Source organism: Aster yellows witches'-broom phytoplasma AYWB (assembly GCF_000012225.1).
Classification (GTDB): Bacteria; Bacillota_I; Bacilli_A; order Acholeplasmatales; family Acholeplasmataceae; genus Phytoplasma.
This window is the reverse complement of the sequence record NC_007716.1, coordinates 509474-525109: the sequence shown is the minus strand read 5'-3', so window position 1 is coordinate 525109 and position 15636 is coordinate 509474. Positions and strand designations below refer to the sequence as shown.

At 30.2% G+C, this 15636-nt stretch carries 22 protein-coding genes and 1 pseudogene; all 23 read left to right on the top strand.

Features of this window, described 5'->3' with window-relative positions; translation table 11 throughout:
- The first annotated feature begins 6 nt into the window (after positions 1-6).
- Entirely contained in the window at positions 7-360 is a 354-nt protein-coding gene (rplR, locus tag AYWB_RS02480) for a 50S ribosomal protein L18 (protein ID WP_011412785.1), read from the top strand.
- Positions 361-374: 14 nt separating this feature from the next.
- A complete protein-coding gene (gene rpsE / locus AYWB_RS02475) occupies positions 375-890 on the top strand; it encodes a 30S ribosomal protein S5 (protein WP_041639888.1) in 516 nt (171 codons plus the stop codon).
- Complete coding sequence (rpmD, locus tag AYWB_RS02470) at positions 887-1084, top strand: 50S ribosomal protein L30 (protein ID WP_011412783.1); 198 nt, start codon at positions 887-889, stop codon at positions 1082-1084. The genes rpsE and rpmD overlap by 4 nt, the downstream gene beginning before the upstream one ends.
- Positions 1084-1521, top strand: coding sequence for a 50S ribosomal protein L15 (gene rplO, locus AYWB_RS02465; protein ID WP_011412782.1), 438 nt, complete (start codon positions 1084-1086; stop codon positions 1519-1521). The genes rpmD and rplO overlap by 1 nt, the downstream gene beginning before the upstream one ends.
- A 2-nt stretch (positions 1522-1523) precedes the next feature.
- Positions 1524-2765 carry a preprotein translocase subunit SecY gene (gene secY / locus AYWB_RS02460; RefSeq protein ID WP_011412781.1) on the top strand — a complete coding sequence of 414 codons (1242 nt, stop codon included), beginning with the start codon at positions 1524-1526 and terminating at the stop codon, positions 2763-2765.
- Positions 2766-2783: 18 nt separating this feature from the next.
- Positions 2784-3437 carry an adenylate kinase gene (locus AYWB_RS02455; protein ID WP_011412780.1) on the top strand — a complete coding sequence of 218 codons (654 nt, stop codon included), beginning with the start codon at positions 2784-2786 and terminating at the stop codon, positions 3435-3437.
- Entirely contained in the window at positions 3434-4177 is a 744-nt protein-coding gene (gene map / locus AYWB_RS02450; protein ID WP_011412779.1) for a type I methionyl aminopeptidase, read from the top strand. The genes AYWB_RS02455 and map overlap by 4 nt, the downstream gene beginning before the upstream one ends.
- A 79-nt stretch (positions 4178-4256) precedes the next feature.
- Positions 4257-4493, top strand: a complete 237-nt coding sequence (gene infA, locus AYWB_RS02445) for a translation initiation factor IF-1 (protein ID WP_011412778.1) — start codon at positions 4257-4259, stop codon at positions 4491-4493.
- Between the two features lie 12 nt (positions 4494-4505).
- Positions 4506-4622: a 50S ribosomal protein L36 gene (gene rpmJ / locus AYWB_RS02440; protein WP_011160599.1), complete on the top strand. Its 117-nt coding sequence runs from the start codon at positions 4506-4508 to the stop codon at positions 4620-4622.
- Between the two features lie 12 nt (positions 4623-4634).
- Positions 4635-5015: a 30S ribosomal protein S13 gene (rpsM, locus tag AYWB_RS02435; RefSeq protein WP_011412777.1), complete on the top strand. Its 381-nt coding sequence runs from the start codon at positions 4635-4637 to the stop codon at positions 5013-5015.
- A gap of 27 nt (positions 5016-5042) precedes the next feature.
- Positions 5043-5429, top strand: a complete 387-nt coding sequence (gene rpsK, locus AYWB_RS02430; RefSeq protein WP_011412776.1) for a 30S ribosomal protein S11 — start codon at positions 5043-5045, stop codon at positions 5427-5429.
- A 30-nt stretch (positions 5430-5459) separates the two neighbouring features.
- Positions 5460-6452 carry a DNA-directed RNA polymerase subunit alpha gene (locus AYWB_RS02425; protein WP_011412775.1) on the top strand — a complete coding sequence of 331 codons (993 nt, stop codon included), beginning with the start codon at positions 5460-5462 and terminating at the stop codon, positions 6450-6452.
- Positions 6453-6495: 43 nt separating this feature from the next.
- Positions 6496-6852: a 50S ribosomal protein L17 gene (rplQ, locus tag AYWB_RS02420; RefSeq protein WP_011412774.1), complete on the top strand. Its 357-nt coding sequence runs from the start codon at positions 6496-6498 to the stop codon at positions 6850-6852.
- 170 nt (positions 6853-7022) lie between these two features.
- Positions 7023-7754, top strand: a complete 732-nt coding sequence (gene truA, locus AYWB_RS02415; protein WP_011412773.1) for a tRNA pseudouridine(38-40) synthase TruA — start codon at positions 7023-7025, stop codon at positions 7752-7754.
- Positions 7755-7801: 47 nt separating this feature from the next.
- Positions 7802-8425 carry a dTMP kinase gene (tmk, locus tag AYWB_RS02410; RefSeq protein ID WP_011412772.1) on the top strand — a complete coding sequence of 208 codons (624 nt, stop codon included), beginning with the start codon at positions 7802-7804 and terminating at the stop codon, positions 8423-8425.
- The gene (locus tag AYWB_RS02405) at positions 8422-9408 is read left to right on the top strand and encodes a DNA polymerase III subunit delta' (RefSeq protein ID WP_011412771.1); all 987 of its coding nucleotides are present in this window, start codon (positions 8422-8424) and stop codon (positions 9406-9408) included. Before tmk ends, AYWB_RS02405 begins: the two co-directional genes overlap by 4 nt.
- Positions 9409-9492: 84 nt before the next feature.
- On the top strand, positions 9493-10350 hold the full coding sequence (rsmI, locus tag AYWB_RS02400) for a 16S rRNA (cytidine(1402)-2'-O)-methyltransferase (protein WP_011412770.1): 858 nt from the start codon (positions 9493-9495) through the stop codon (positions 10348-10350).
- 85 nt (positions 10351-10435) lie between these two features.
- Positions 10436-11998, top strand: coding sequence for a methionine--tRNA ligase (metG, locus tag AYWB_RS02395; RefSeq protein WP_011412769.1), 1563 nt, complete (start codon positions 10436-10438; stop codon positions 11996-11998).
- A 231-nt stretch (positions 11999-12229) separates the two neighbouring features.
- Positions 12230-12382 (top strand): annotated as a pseudogene (locus AYWB_RS04550) (hypothetical protein); the annotation flags it as partial.
- Positions 12379-12705 (top strand): AAA family ATPase, encoded by a 327-nt coding sequence (locus AYWB_RS02385; protein ID WP_083755012.1) that lies wholly within the window; start codon positions 12379-12381, stop codon positions 12703-12705. The pseudogene AYWB_RS04550 and the gene AYWB_RS02385, both read left to right, overlap by 4 nt.
- Before the next feature lie 838 nt (positions 12706-13543).
- On the top strand, positions 13544-13864 hold the full coding sequence (locus tag AYWB_RS02375; protein ID WP_011412765.1) for a thioredoxin family protein: 321 nt from the start codon (positions 13544-13546) through the stop codon (positions 13862-13864).
- A gap of 33 nt (positions 13865-13897) precedes the next feature.
- A complete protein-coding gene (truB, locus tag AYWB_RS02370) occupies positions 13898-14749 on the top strand; it encodes a tRNA pseudouridine(55) synthase TruB (RefSeq protein ID WP_011412764.1) in 852 nt (283 codons plus the stop codon).
- Positions 14750-14859: 110 nt separating this feature from the next.
- Positions 14860-15597, top strand: coding sequence for a pseudouridine synthase (locus tag AYWB_RS02365; RefSeq protein WP_011412763.1), 738 nt, complete (start codon positions 14860-14862; stop codon positions 15595-15597).
- Positions 15598-15636: the final 39 nt, after the last annotated feature.

Below are 15636 nucleotides of genomic sequence, written 5' to 3'. Positions count from 1 at the left end.
TAAGTTATGATAACCAAACAATCCTCTAACGCGCTTCGTAAAAAACGTCATCTTCGCCTTAGAAAAATTGTTTCAGGCACATCACAAAGACCACGTTTAAACGTTTTTAGATCTAATAAATTTCTTTATGTGCAAATAATTGATGACACCAAACAAACAACTCTATGTAGCGCTAATAGCAAAGAAGCCAATGTTTGGGGTTCCAACATCAAAGCCGCTGAAGCAGTAGGCGCTCTTATCGCTAAAAAAGCCTTATCCCAAGGCATTAAAAACGTTGTTTTTGATAGATCAGGGTATTTTTATCACGGTAAAATCAAAGCCTTAGCTGATGCTTGTCGCAAATCAGGCTTACATTTTTAAAGGAGAAAAACAAAATGAAAGCAATAAAGAAAGAATTTAACAAAAAAGCCGCTCTTTTAGAAGAAAAAGTTGTTAAAATTAATCGTATTACTAAAGTAGTTAAAGGAGGCGCTCGTTTTCGTTTTTCTGCTTTGGTAGTTGTTGGCGATAAAAAAGGGCAAATTGGGTTCGCCACCGCTAAAGCTAAAGAAATTGTAGAAGCTATTAAAAAAGCTTTAGAAAAAGCCAAAAAACAATTAGTTCGTATTCCTATTGTGGGAACTACTATTCCTCATGACACTATTGGACGCTTTGGAGCGTCTAAGTTTTTTTTAAAACCAGCTTCCAAAGGAACTGGAATTGTTGCTGGAGGAAAAGCTGCTAGAACTATTTTAGAATTAGTAGGCATTAATGATGTTCTTACTAAAACTTTTGGTTCGCGTACCTCTATTAACGTAATAAGAGCAGTAATGGATGGATTACAAAGTTTACGCACTAAAGAAGAAGTAGCTAAATTAAGAGGCATTAATTTAGCGAAAAAAGAACAATGAAATTAAAAATTACTCTTACCAAAAGTCTTATTGCTTGTCGTTTTAATCAAATTAAAACCGCTCACTGCCTAGGTTTAAAAAAAATTAACAATCAAGTTATTAAAGATGATACTCCAGCCATCCATGGAATGATTAAAACCATCAGTCATCTTGTTGTAGTTGAAAAAGTTTCTTATACAAAGGAGCAAAAATAATGTTACACACAATAAAACCAGTCACTAATGCTCGCAAGTCCACTAAACGTTTAGGACGCGGACCTGGTAGTGGCACTGGTAAAACTTCTGGTAAAGGTCACAAAGGACAATTAGCACGTTCAGGAAAAACTTTGCGTCCTGGATTTGAAGGCGGTCAAATTCCTTTTTTTCAAAGAATTCCTAAAAGAGGATTTCACAATTTTTCCCAAAAAAGATACGCTCTTCTTAACCTTAAAACTCTAGAATCCTTTCCTCAAGATACCGTTGTTACTCCTCAATTATTGTTAGAAAAAAAAATAATTAAAGACCAATTATGTGGTATTAAAGTTTTGTCGCAAGGAACTCTCACTAAAAAATTATTAGTCAAAGCTTCAAAATTCTCCAAACAAGCTCAAGCAGCCATTTTAGCAGTTGGTGGAAACATAGAGGTAATTTAAAGATGAAACGTCAATTAAAATTAGTTTTAGGCAATCGTAAATTAATGTTTAAAATCTTTTTCACCTTATTTATTATTTCTATTGTTTGTTTAGGAACTTCTTGGCCTCTTCCTTTTATTAATTCTAAATCTCTTGATTTATCCAAACTTTTTGGGGTTTTTTCCATAAATGCTGGTACTCTTTTTGGATTGGGGATAACTCCTTATATTACTTCTTCCATTGTAGTGCAATTTTTGCAAAAGCTCCTTCCTATTTGTCGTGAATGGAAAGACCAAGGACAAATGGGAAAAAGCAAACTTAATCTTTTAACACGTAGTCTTGCCTTATTGTTCGCTTTTGGACAATCTTTTGCTTTTTTGAACAGTTATTCAAAACTTTTAGTTACATCAATAAGTACAAGCCAACTGTTTTTGTTAGCTTTAATTGCTACTGCAGGAGTTTCTATTTTAATTTGGTTTGCTGACCTTATCAATTCCAAAGGTATTGGAAACGGCACTTCTATTTTAATTGTTGTTTCGATGAGCCACAGCGTAATTAATCTATTTGCAAATTTGAACAAATCATATTTATCTCAAAATACTTTTTTAACTTTGAAAACTTTTAATTTTGCATGTATTGTTCTTTTACTTCTCTTATTCTTAATTTTTACTGTAGTTGTGCAAATAACATCTTTAAAAATACCTATCAATTATGCGCGCAATCAAGTGCAAGGCAAAAGCTACATTCCATTAAAAATTAATAGTGCAGGAGTTATGCCAGTTATTTTGTCATTTGCTTTATTGCAACCTTTCCAGATGCTAGCAGGATTTATTGGGAATGACAAGTTGACTAAGTATGTAAATTTGTTTACCAATACTAATTCTTCTAATAACCAAATTAACTTTTTTGCCATAGGTTTTTTAGTCTTGTTAGTAATTGTTCTTTCTTTTTTTTCTGCTTTTATGAATGTTAATCCCGAAGATATTTCAGAACATTTATCTAAACAAGATGCCTATATTGCAGGTTTAAGACCAGGTGAACAAACTACTCGTTATTTAGCTAATACCTTATTTAAAATCACCGTTTTAGGAACTGTTTTTATTACTTCTCTTGTTGTAACGCCTATTCTTATGGAACATTTTTTAAGTTTGAAAGATATGAAATTAGGAGGAACCAGTTTGCTTATTATTGTTAGTGTAGCCCTTGAAACTATCCAACGCATCAAAGCTACTGCCAACAAAAAAGAATATCAAAAATTATTTTAATTAAGCAAACAATACAACATGATACTAATATTATTAGGACCACCAGGAATTGGTAAAGGCACTCAAGCTTCTGTTTTATCATATATTTTAAAAATTAACCACATTTCAACAGGCGATATTTTTCGTAAAAATTTTAAAGAAAATACTGAATTAGGAACTTTAAGTAAAAAATTTATTGCTCAAGGACTTTTAGTTCCTGACGACATCACTAACCAAATGATAGCTGATTACTTGTCTAAGGACATCGCTACTAAAGATTTTTTATTAGACGGTTTTCCCCGCAATGTTTTGCAAGCTCGTTTTTTGGATGATTTTTTTAAAAAATCTCATTTATTTTTAACTAAAGTCATCTATTTTAACGCTGGAACCAAAGATTTAATGAAAAGAATTGCAGGACGCAGAATTTGTCCCGAATGTGGCAAGGTTTATCACATCGAAAAAATTCCTCCCAAAAATCCAGGCATTTGTGACAAAGACCAAAAAACCTTAATTCAAAGAGAAGATGATAAACCAGAAACTTTCCTTAAACGCCTCAAAGTGTTTAATAAAGAAACATTACCATTAGTGCAATATTATTGCGAACAAAACCAACTTTTTGAAGTAGATGGTATGCAAACCATCGACCAAGTTACTAAAATGATTTTAGAAGTTTTAGAAACAGACCGCAAATGATTTCCATTAAAACTCCTCATGAAATTGCTATCATGAAACAAGCAGGAAAAATCATTAATGAAGCCCACAGATTACTTGCTTCCTTTGTTATTCCAGGAATGTCAACTTTTGATCTAGATTTATTAGCTAAGAATTTTTATCAAAAAAAAGGTGTCATTTCTGCCTTTAAAGGTTACAATGGCTTTCCCAAACATATTTGTGCCTCAGTTAATGAAGTGGTAGTTCACGGCATTCCTTCCAAAAAAACCATCCTTAAACAAGGTGATATCATCACCTTAGATTTAGGAATTAACTATCAAGGTTATTATGTTGATTGTGCTTATTCTTATGCTGTAGGAACTGTTTGCCAAACTACTCAAAACTTGCTTTTATTTACTCAAAAAGCCTTATTACAAGGTCTTTTGCAAATTAAACCTCAAAATCATTTTTCTGATATTTCTCATGCCATTGAACTTTTTGCTAAAAAAAATAATTTAGGCATCGTAGAAGAATTTACCGGACATGGTATTGGTACATCTTTACACGAAGAGCCCTATATTCCTAATTTTGGCAAACCACACGAAGGCGAAATACTGCAACCAGGAATGACTTTTTGTGTCGAGCCCATGCTTACTTTAGGAAATCCTGAAATTGCTATTTTGCAAGATAATTGGACTGTAGTTACCATAGATAAAAGTCTAAGTTCTCATTTTGAACACACAGTTTTAGTAACTCCTAAAGGATATGAAATACTTGCATAATATATTTTTCATTTTACCAAATTATATCACAATCACCCCCCCTCGAACCCAGAAATAAAAATTAAAGGAATCACTTTGAATGTCAAAAAACAATTTAAACGAAACTGAATCCAAAATTGAAATCGAAGCTAAAGTTGTTGAATTATTATCAAATGATAAATTTAAAGTAGAGCTTCCAAATAAAAAAACGATTATTGCTTATGTTTCTGGTAAAATACGTATCAACAACATACGCATTTTACCTGGTGATAAAGTAAGAATTGAATTATCACCATACTACCCTACACAAGCACGAATAACTTATCGTTTTAAGTAAGGAGAAAAGTTTATGAAAGTTAGAGCTTCAGTTAAAAAACGCAGCGAAGACGATATCATTGTTCGTCGTAAAGGACGCATTTATGTTATCAATAAAAAAAATCGCAGACACAATCAAAGACAAGGATAAAAGGAGATATTTATGGCGAGAATTGCAGGAATAGATATTCCAAGCGACAAAAGAGTAGTAATTGCACTAACTTATATTTATGGTTTAGGAAATAAATTATCTCATAAAATTTTAAACGAGTTAAAAATTGACCAAAATATTAGAGTTAAAAATTTAACCGAACAGCAATTATCAGCTTTACGTATTGAAATTACTAAATACAATGTAGAAGGTGACCTAAGACGTGAAGTTACTTTAAATATTAAACGTTTAATGGAGATTGGAGCTTACAGAGGACTACGTCATCGTAAAGGATTACCTGTAAGAGGACAAAAAACCAGAAACAACGCTCACACTGTTAAAGGCAAACCTAAAGCAGCAATTGCTGGTAAGAAAAAAAATAAAGTTAACTAAAAATAAAAATAATAAAGGAGAAATGCATTGGCAAGAAAAAAAAATACCAAACGCAAAGTTAAAAAAAATGTTCCTTTAGGAATTGCACACATCCATACCACCTTTAACAACACCATTGTTACTATCACCGATCTTAACGGTAATGCTGTTACTTGGAGTAGTGCAGGTGCTTTGGGTTTTAAAGGAAGTCGCAAATCAACCCCCTTTGCAGCTCAATTAGCCGCTGAAGCAGTTGCCAAAGCAGCGATGGAACACGGAATGGTTAAAGTAGAAACTTTCATTACAGGACCAGGTCCCGGAAGAGAAGCAGCCATCCGTTCTTTGCAAGCAGCAGGATTAGAAATTACTGCTATTAAAGATGTTACTGCAGTACCACATAATGGTTGTCGACCGCCAAAACCTCCTAGAGGATAATAATCTTGTTCGACATTTTAAGGAGTAATTATGAAAAATCTTAAATTTATTAAACCTTTTTTTGTTGAAGAAATTGATGAAAATCCCATTTCCGGGAAATTCACTATCAAACCTTTAGAAAGAGGATACGGCATTACTGTGGGAAACGCCCTAAGAAGAGTTTTGTTATCTTCTTTGCCTGGTGCTGCTATTGTAAATGTTAAAATTCAAGGAGTAGAACAAGAATTCACTACTATTCCGGGCGTTTATGAAGATGTCATGACAATTATTTTAAATTTAAAAAAAATTGTTTTTGCCGTAGACGACGAATCAGATGATTTTGAAGAAAAATTAGAATTAATCGCTAAAGGACCACAACGCCTAACTGCTGCTTCTTTCGAACTGCCTGCAGGAGTTAAAATCATCAACCCCGATCATTACATTACCACCCTTTCTGATGATGTTTGCTTTCATATGACAGTCACTATTAAAAAAGGCATCGGTTATGTTGGTGCCAAAGAAAATAAAGTTCACATTGAAAATCAAGTAGGCGTTATTGCAATTGACTCTTTATTTACTCCTGTTGTTAATGTTTCTTATCAAGTAGAAAAAAAATTAGGCAATAAAGACGAATTAACTATTGAAATTACCACTAACGGCGCTCTTTTAGCTAAAGAAGCTTTAGCAACTGCAGCTAGCATTTTAGTAGATCATTTCAATGTTTTAGTAGAATTAAGCCAAAAACCTGCTCATGTAGAATTTGTTTCTGAATCTAAAAAAGAAGCCCATAATTACGTGCTAGATTTAGAAATTGAACAATTAGATTTATCTGTAAGACTTTTCAACAGTCTTAAAAGAGCAGGGATTGATACAGTTGCTTCTTTAGTGAAATTAAGTGAAAAAGAAGTTGTCAAACTGAAAAGCCTAGGACGAAAATCTTTCCAAGAATTAAAAGATAAATTTTTAGAATATGGTTTAGAATTCAACGATTACCTCAAAGAAGCTTTGCATCATAGCGTTGAAGAAGACAAAGACAAACATTAAAACTAAAAAACACATTAGAAAATAGAAAGGACAGATAAATTTTATGCCTTTTAGCAAATTAGGACGCAATAAATCTCAAAGAAGAGCTTTGTTAAGAACTTTAATGACTGATTTAATTGTGCAAGAAAAAATTATGACAACTGAATCTAAAGCTAAGGAATTACAAAAATTAGCTGATAAAATGGTTACTTTATCTAAAAAAAATACTTTGCATACTAGACGCCAAGCCAAAAGACATCTTTTTGATGAAAAAATCAACGATGACACTACAGTTTTACAAAAACTATTTAAAAATATCTCCTCTAAATATCTTGATCGTCAAGGTGGATACACTAGAGTTATTAAAACTGTTCCTCGTCGTGGTGATAGTGCTCCAATGGCAATTATCGCTTTTGTTTAACAACAATTAACCGAGCATTTTTAGTTTCTTTCACAAAAAGCTTCAATTATCAAAACCTTCTTATCTTAAGGATTAAGGAGGTTTTTTAATATTAACACCTTTTTCTTCGTTCCTTATTTTACATTTTTAAATTTTTTAAAAATATTTTGTAGTTACACAAGGAGGCATTTTTGCAACACTTTTTTTATAAATTAATTTTAAGCTATGATGGTACTTTTTATTGTGGATATCAAAAACAACCTCAAAAAAAAACCGTGCAACAAACTTTTGAAAAAGCTTTAAAAAAAATGACCCATCAAAACATCCCCACTTTTGCAGCTAGTAGAACCGATAAAGGAGTCCATTCTCAAGGACAAACCCTCCATTTCCAAACCACTTTTTCTCTAAAACCTAAACATTTCCAAAAAACTCTTAATTATCTTTTGCCTCCTGATATTAGAGTTAGACAAATGCATTTTGCCACTCCTAATTTTCATGCTCGTTATTCAGCGAAATCAAAAATTTATCAATATGTTTTTTCTAAAAAACCCCTTAATGCTTTTAACCATCATTTTCAAATTTTTGCTGACAAGTTTGATTTTGTCAAAATCACTAAAGCCCTAAAATTTATCGAAGGCACTCATAATTTTTTTGCTTTTACTAGTGAGACCCAGCCTAAAAATTTTTCTAAAACAATTTTTCAAGCTTCTCTCAAAGAAACTGTACACAAATATATTTTAGTTTTTCATGGTAATGGTTTTTTAAAATATATGATTCGTTTTTTGGTGGGAAGTTTAATTGAAATTGGTAAAAATAAATTTTCTTTGGAACAATTTCAAGCGATGTTATTAGGTAACAAAACTAAAAAAGCCACCCTTTTGGCTCCTGCCAAAGCCTTAGTTTTAAAAAAAATTTTTTATTGATTTTGTGACAATAAATAAAAATACACAAAAAGGAGAATTTATACTAAATGTTTATTTCTTTTGAAGGTTGTGAAGGCACCGGAAAAACCACCCATTCAAGTTATTTATTTGAAAAATTAAGTAAAAAATATTCGTGTGTTTTAACCAAAGAACCTGGTGGTGGTTTATTTAATGAAGTAATTAGAAATATTTTGTTGCATTCTTATAATAAACAAATAGATTTTCACACTGAGGCTTTGTTATTTGCAGCAGATAGAGCAGAACATTTAAGCAAATTAATTATTCCTGCCTTACAACAAAATAAAATAGTTATTTGTGATCGTTATTTGGATTCTACTATAGCTTATCAAGTTTATGCTCGTGGTTTAAGTAAAGATTTTGTTTTAAATATTAATAATTTGGCTTTAAATTATATGCCCAACATTACTTTTTATCTAGATTTAGATCCTAAAATAGGAATTCAAAGAGTCAAACAATTTAGACCTAAAGAAATTAATTCATTTGATTTACAAAAATTATCTTTTCATAAAAAAGTACGCAAAGGTTATCTTGACCTTTATCAAAAAGACCAACAAAAAAGAATTTTTTTAATTGATGCAAGTAAGTCCTTGGAAAAGATTTATAACATCATTGAACAAAAACTCAAAGAAGTCTTCCAAATAGATTTATGAAAAAAATCCAATCTTTGTTAACCAAATTTAATCAAATTATCCAAAATAAAAAACTCGCCCATCTTTATTTAGTTGTTGGATCCACCCTTTCCCAACAAAAAGAATTTGTTTTAGAACTTGCCTATCGCATTTTTAAACCCCATGACCCTTATCTTTTGTCAAAAGATACCTTACTTAATTCGCAATACCCCAATTTTTATTATTTGACCAAACAAAACCATCTTTTTACCAAAGAACAAATTTTGCAATTTCAAAAAAACTTTTTGAAAACTTCTTTATTCGGAACCCAAAGAATTTATGTAATCGAAGAAATAGAAAAAATAACTACCCAAACTTCCAATAGTTTATTGCATTTTTTTGAAAATCCTTCCAACAACACTATAGGTTTTTTATTAACCAATAATTTAGAAAAAGTTTTACCAACCATAGTTTCTCGCTGTCAAATTATTAATATCTTTGATGCCGTGGATGCAAAAACACAAAATTTAGACCCCAAAGCTAAACCCCAAATAGATGTTTTTGATTTTTACTTAAGCAATTTAATAAATAAAAATCCCGATCAAATGGATTTATTCATTGCCAGCGATTATTATCAAAATTTTAAACAGTTTTTTTTGGATTTTCTTATTCAATTTCCAAAAACAATTTCATTAAAATTAGCGGTTTTTGCCTCTCCTGTGTTTGCAAAACTTACTTCTTTTCCTCATTTTTTAAATGATTTTTTATCAGCGTTATTACATTTTTTTTCTGATGTGTTATATGAAAAAATACCCAAAAACCAGTTACCCATTTATTTTTCCAAAACACAAATTTTAACAAATCCAGAATATCGAAAATATTATCAAACTTTACCCCTTACAACTGCTTTCGATATTTTAAAAATTATTCATCAAATTTACAAAAAACAATATATATTATCTAATCAAGAAAATCTTTTAATGGCTTTGTTAATTCAATTAGAAGCTCAAAGACTTTCATTTTAAATCTTTACAAATTTACAACCCCCCTATATTAAAGCAATATAAAATTTTGTAAACACCAAAACCCAACAAATAAGGTAAAAAAATATGTTATTTCAACAACAAAGTTTTCGCAATGCTAAGCCTATTTTATATTTAGTAGCAACTCCCATAGGTAATTCAGAAGATATCACCTTAAGAGCGCTTTATACTTTAAAAGAAGTTTTTTTAATTTTAGCAGAAGATACTAGAAGAGCCAAAAAACTTTTACACACTTACCAAATCCAAAAACCTCTACTTTCTTATTATGAACACAATCAAACAAGAAGGTTACCTCAAATTTTAGAACTTTTATCACAAGGAAAAAATATCGCCTTAATTAGCGATGCGGGCACTCCTCTTATTAGCGATCCTGGTTTTTCTTTAGTTTGTGAAGTGCAAAAACATGGTTTTAATGTGGTAGCAATCCCAGGAGTATCTGCTTTTTTAACTGCTTTTATGACTTCTGCTATCCCTTCACCTTTTATCTTTTTGGCTTTTTTACCTCGTTTGTCTCAAGCTTTGAAAAAATATTTACTCCAATATAAAAATACCTCCGAAAGCCTTGTTATTTATGAATCTCCTCATAGAATTAAAAAGACTTTACTTTTAATAAACAAATTATATGGTAATAGAAAAATTTCTTTAGCACGTGAACTGACTAAAAAATTTGAAACCATTATCAATGGTAATCTTGACTCTATTTTAGAACTTGATTTAATTAATAAGGGAGAATATGTCATTGTTGTTGCAGGCAATCCCAATCCCAACGAACATTTGCTTGTTCTAAGCATAAACGATCACGTTCTTTTTTACCTCAAATTAGGCTTTAACGAAAAAGAGGCTTTTAGCAAAGTTGCTCAAGAAAGAAACATTACCAAAAAAGAAATTTATCGCCAATACAAAATCAAAAAAAACCAATCTTGATTTGATTTTTCAAACCACATGCAGATTTTTTCTAACAACCCATAATTAAAAATATTTTTTGCCACCATTTATTTAAGGAGTTTTTATGAAAACAACCCAAAAACAAAAACCTAAATTTTTTCTTTCCACAGCGATTGCCTATGCTTCTGGCATTCCACACATTGGCAACGTTTACGAATGCATTTTAGCTGATGCCATTGCTCGTTTTAAACGCCTAGAAGGATTTGATGTTTTTTTTCAAACAGGAACCGATGAACACGGACAAAAAATTGCTGCTAAATCTTTGCAACAAGGTAAAAATCCACAAGAATATGTAGACCAAATATCTTTGGAAATAAAAAGAATTTATGATTTAATGCAAGTAAGTTATGATAAATTTGTCAAAACTACCAACCCTAACCATAAACAAACAGTTCAAGCCATCTTTGACAAGTTATGGAAAAAAGGAGATATTTATTTAGGAAAATATCAAGGACTTTATTCAGTTTCTGAAGAATCTTATGTGGCTCCCAAAGATTTAATTGATGGAAAAACTTCTAATGGTGAAATTCCTATTTTAATCAGTGAAGAAACTTATTTTTTTAAGATTTCCAAATACCAATCCCATTTATTGAAATATTTAGAAAACAACCCCTCCTTGATTAAACCTGATGCCCAAAGAAAAGAGCTGTTAAATTTATTAAAAGAACCATTATCAGATTTGTCTGTTTCTAGAACTTCTTTTAAGTGGGGCATTCGCGTTCCTTTTGATCCCAAACACGTGATTTATGTTTGGATTGATGCTCTAAGCAATTATCTAACCGGACTAGGCTACAATCCTACATCTGAAAATAGCCAGTTTAATCGATATTGGCCCTGCGATATGCATGTCATTGGTAAAGATATTTTAAGGTTTCATCTCATTTACTGGCCTATTTTATTGATGGCACTTGAAATTTCGCTGCCCAAACAGTTTTTAACCCATCCATGGATTTTATTTGATAAAAATAAAATGTCTAAATCTAAAGGTAACGTTTTGTACGTTGATGATTTGTTAAAGCATTTTCCGGTGGATTCCATTCGTTATTTTGTTCTATCAGAAATTCCTTATGCTCAAGATGGTAATATCACTTATGAATTGTTAGTAGAAAGGCACAATAGTGATCTAGCTAATGTTTTGGGAAACTTAGTTCATAGAGTTTTTGGGATGATAAAAATTTATCGTCAAAATAATTTATCTAAAACTTTAATTACATCTAATTTAGACCCTAAATTTGATTTATCCAAACAAACTTTAGCAACTCTTCCTTCAGTTCGTCTCAAAATGCAAGATTACAAAGTGGGAGATGCCCTTAAAAAAATTATTAATTTGGCTCGTTTTGCTAATAAATACATTGATTTAGTAGAGCCTTGGAATTTATTTAAAAATCCTGAAAAACAACAACTATTAGACCACACACTATATTCTTTGGTAGAAGCTTTAAGGTTTTTAGGGGTTTTATTACAACCTTTTTTACCTCAAACAGCTAATAAAATTTTAACTCAACTCAAAGCCTCGGATATTACTTTTAAAAGCTTAGATACTTTCGGGATTCTTCCAAGTCAAAAATTAGACAATTATCATATTTTATTTAATCGCTTGGAAATTGATGAGATTTTGCCTATATAATTAAATTATTAACACACAATAATTTTATTTATTTTAATGAGTTTGGACTTAATTTATTTTGATGCTTCTTTTTTTATATTATTACATTTATATGTTCACATTTAATAATAGATTCATAATTAATTTAATTTCTCGAAGAATGGTTATGGCTACAATAATTATATTTTTTAAAAAAGAACTTTTAAGCAGTAGTCAAAATTCACAAAGGAATTATATTATTATCACAGTCCTCCAGGAACAGGAAAAAACCTTGCTTGCAAAGTACTGGCGGGCGAATCAGATGCGTCCTTTTATGCTTTTATTTTTACTGATTTTTTGCAAAGAATTCGTGGGGATGGTGCTAAAAAAAGTAAGATATTTGTTTGGAAAAATAAAAACCCATAAAACAAGCATTATTTTTTATTGATGAAATTGATTCTTTTGTTATTGATAGAAACGATTTTAGCCAACAAGAAAAAGGAAACAACATCAAATGGATGGTATTTAAATCCGGAGATAATGAAAATACTTTCATTGTGATAGTTGCTACTAACAGAGTAGAAGCTCTAGACTATGCCTTGCTTCGTCCAGGACGTTTTAATTATGTAGTTAATATTTTACTACCTGACCTTAAAGCACAAAAAGCTATTTTAGAATTATTTGCTAAAGGCAAAAATATAGCTGATGCTGCAAGCAGAAAAAAAAGAAAAAGAAATTATTGCTACTAATGAAGCTGCTAAAATAATTATCAGCTAAGTCAAAAACACTCTTTTTTTAAGTTCAGTTTCTTTGATTCCACACTCTTCGGATAAAATTATTTACTTTATTTTCCAAAGAACAAAATCCTAATATTTTATTAAAAGAAACTTTAATCTAAGAAATTATCGTTTTTTTAGCAGGAAAAGCTGCTAAATAAGTGATTTGCGAAATAATTATTGATAAAGCTTGTTCTGATTTTGTTGAGGCTTTTCACAAATCCCAAGAACTAACACGTTTTTTTAGTTACAATTCGATATCGGTTAATTATAAAGAAGATTTAAAAAGAGATATTTTAAAAAAATGTTTTTATTATTCCAAAACTTTAGTGAAATTAAACTAACCTTTAATCAAAGAATCAAAGAATTTTTACAAAGCAAACAAATAAAAGATATGAAAGAAATTAAAATTTAACCATTCAAACCTGCAACGTAACCACTTTTTATTGCAAACTAAAACCCATTTCGCAAAACATTTTGTAACAAAAAATAGCTTCTCTTAAATACAAAGTTTTTGTTATCCAAGAAGAAAAATATTTTGATTGTATAAAATTATTAATTAAAATAATCCTTTCCTTTGTCTTCATTTGCGTTTTTGCTTTATGTTTGCATCAATATTAAACGCATTATAAAACAATTCTCAAACGAACAAAGTTCCAAAAAAAATATGATGCATAAAAAAATCATTTTTTCATTTTTTAAAAAATTAAAATAACTAAAACATATCCTTATTAATTAACATTTTTTTAAATTATAATAAATTGGTGTATGCCAAAATCCAAATACCAAAAAAACAAAAGGAGTTTTAAATATGATGAGTAATTTAATGAATTATCAAGGACAAGATTTTGAGACCATAACTGCTACCCCACAATTGGTAGTTGTTGATTTTTTTGCTACATGGTGCCCTCCATGTCAAAGATTATTGCCTGTTTTGGAAGAAGTTTGCACTTTAGAACAAGACATTCTTTTTTACAAAGTAGACGTTGATTTTTTTAGACAATTAGCATTAGAAAAAGACGTTTCTGGGTTCCCCACCCTTATTTTGTACAAAAATAAAAAAGAATTAGCAAGACATAGCGGATTTCTAAATAAAGAAGACTTGCTTAAATTTTTACATTCTTATAAATAATTTTACCACAAAACGAAAGCAAAATCAAACGTTATGAACGGTTTTTTTTTAGTCAACAAGCCAGAAAAGATGACATCACATGATGTAGTTTTTCAAATTAAAAAAAAATTTCATTTTGACAAAGTAGGACACACAGGAACGCTTGATCCTTTAGCCTCAGGACTTTTAATTGTTTGTGTGGGTAAAGCCACTAAACTGGCTTTTTTGTTCGATAAACTTTCAAAAACTTATCAAGGAACCTTTCTTTTTAATAAACATTATGATACTTTGGATGTGAAAGGTAAATTGTTGGATACTAAAAATATCCCTTTAAATGATTTTGCTATCCAAACAAGTTTTGCATCTTTTCATCAAAAAAAGTATTGGCAAATACCTCCTATGTTTTCAGCAGTCAAAATTAAAGGTCAAAAAATGTATCGTTTAGCACGCCAAAATCAAGTTGTAGATATACCTCCAAGAGAAGTTTTTATTCATCATTTTGAAAAAAAATCTTTGTTTTGTCACGACCAAGTAGATTTTTTGGTACATGTTTCCAAAGGAACTTATATTAGAAGTCTTGCTCGTGATCTAGCTTTGCAATTAAATACTTATGGAGCTCTTCTTCGTTTGCAAAGAACTGCAATTGGCACTCATTTATTACAAAATGCTAAAACTATTGAAAATTTAGAACTCAATGATTTGATTTTGGATAGTATTTTTTTTGCTTCTTATGATGAACTTATTTTAAATGATTATTTAATTAAGTTAGTAAAAAACGGCACTTATTTAGACCAAAGACAAATAATTACCCAAAAACCTTTTATAGTTAAAGATAGTAATAAAAATTTTGTTGCTTATTATGATATCTTGGATGAAAATAAATACTATCCGCGTTATTTTTTTTAATCCACAATATTTTTAACTATTAGAAAAACAAAAAACATTTTTTAACAATATTTTAATAATGCGTTTTAAATACGCAAATACAAAATTAAACAAGGAAGAATTGGAAAATAATGCAAAGATTACAAAAAGTTTTGGCTTATGCAAACGTCGCATCTAGAAGAAAAGCAGAAATTTTAATTTTGGAAAAACGCATTAAAGTCAATGGCAAAATTATTTCTGAATTAGGAACCAAAGTATCTTCCAGCGACATTATAACTTTGGATGACAAACCGATCACCAAAGCCACTTATTCTTATTTTTTGCTCAACAAGCCTAATGGATTTCTTTCCACTGCCAAAGATAAAAAAAATCGCCCTACTGTTTTGGATTTAATTGAAGAAGCAAGTATACAAAGATTATATCCGATAGGGCGCCTTGATTTTAATACTACAGGGCTTCTTTTAATTACTAATGACGGCGATCTTACTCAAAAATTAACCCATCCTTCCTTTTGTATTCCTAAAGAATATCATGTTAAAATTAATGCTTGTTTGCAAAAAAAAGACCTTTCCACATTCTGCAAAGGAATTATCATTGATAAAAAATATTTGGCTGTTTGTAAAGAAATTGATATTTTGAAAATTTCTTATATGCCTAAACCTTCTACTTGGTTAAAGCTGGTAATAACTGAAGGAAAAAACAGGCAAGTTCGCAAAATGATGCAAGCTTTAGGATATCAAGTTTTAAAGTTAAAGCGTTATCGTTATTCTTTTTTAACTATTGAAAATCTCACAATAGGTGCTTATCGCCCTTTAAAAATTCATGAAATTAAAAAATTAAAAACCTTAACTACTCAAATACCTAATTAATTTTAAGTAAATTTAAGATCGCTATAAGGAGTTAGTTAT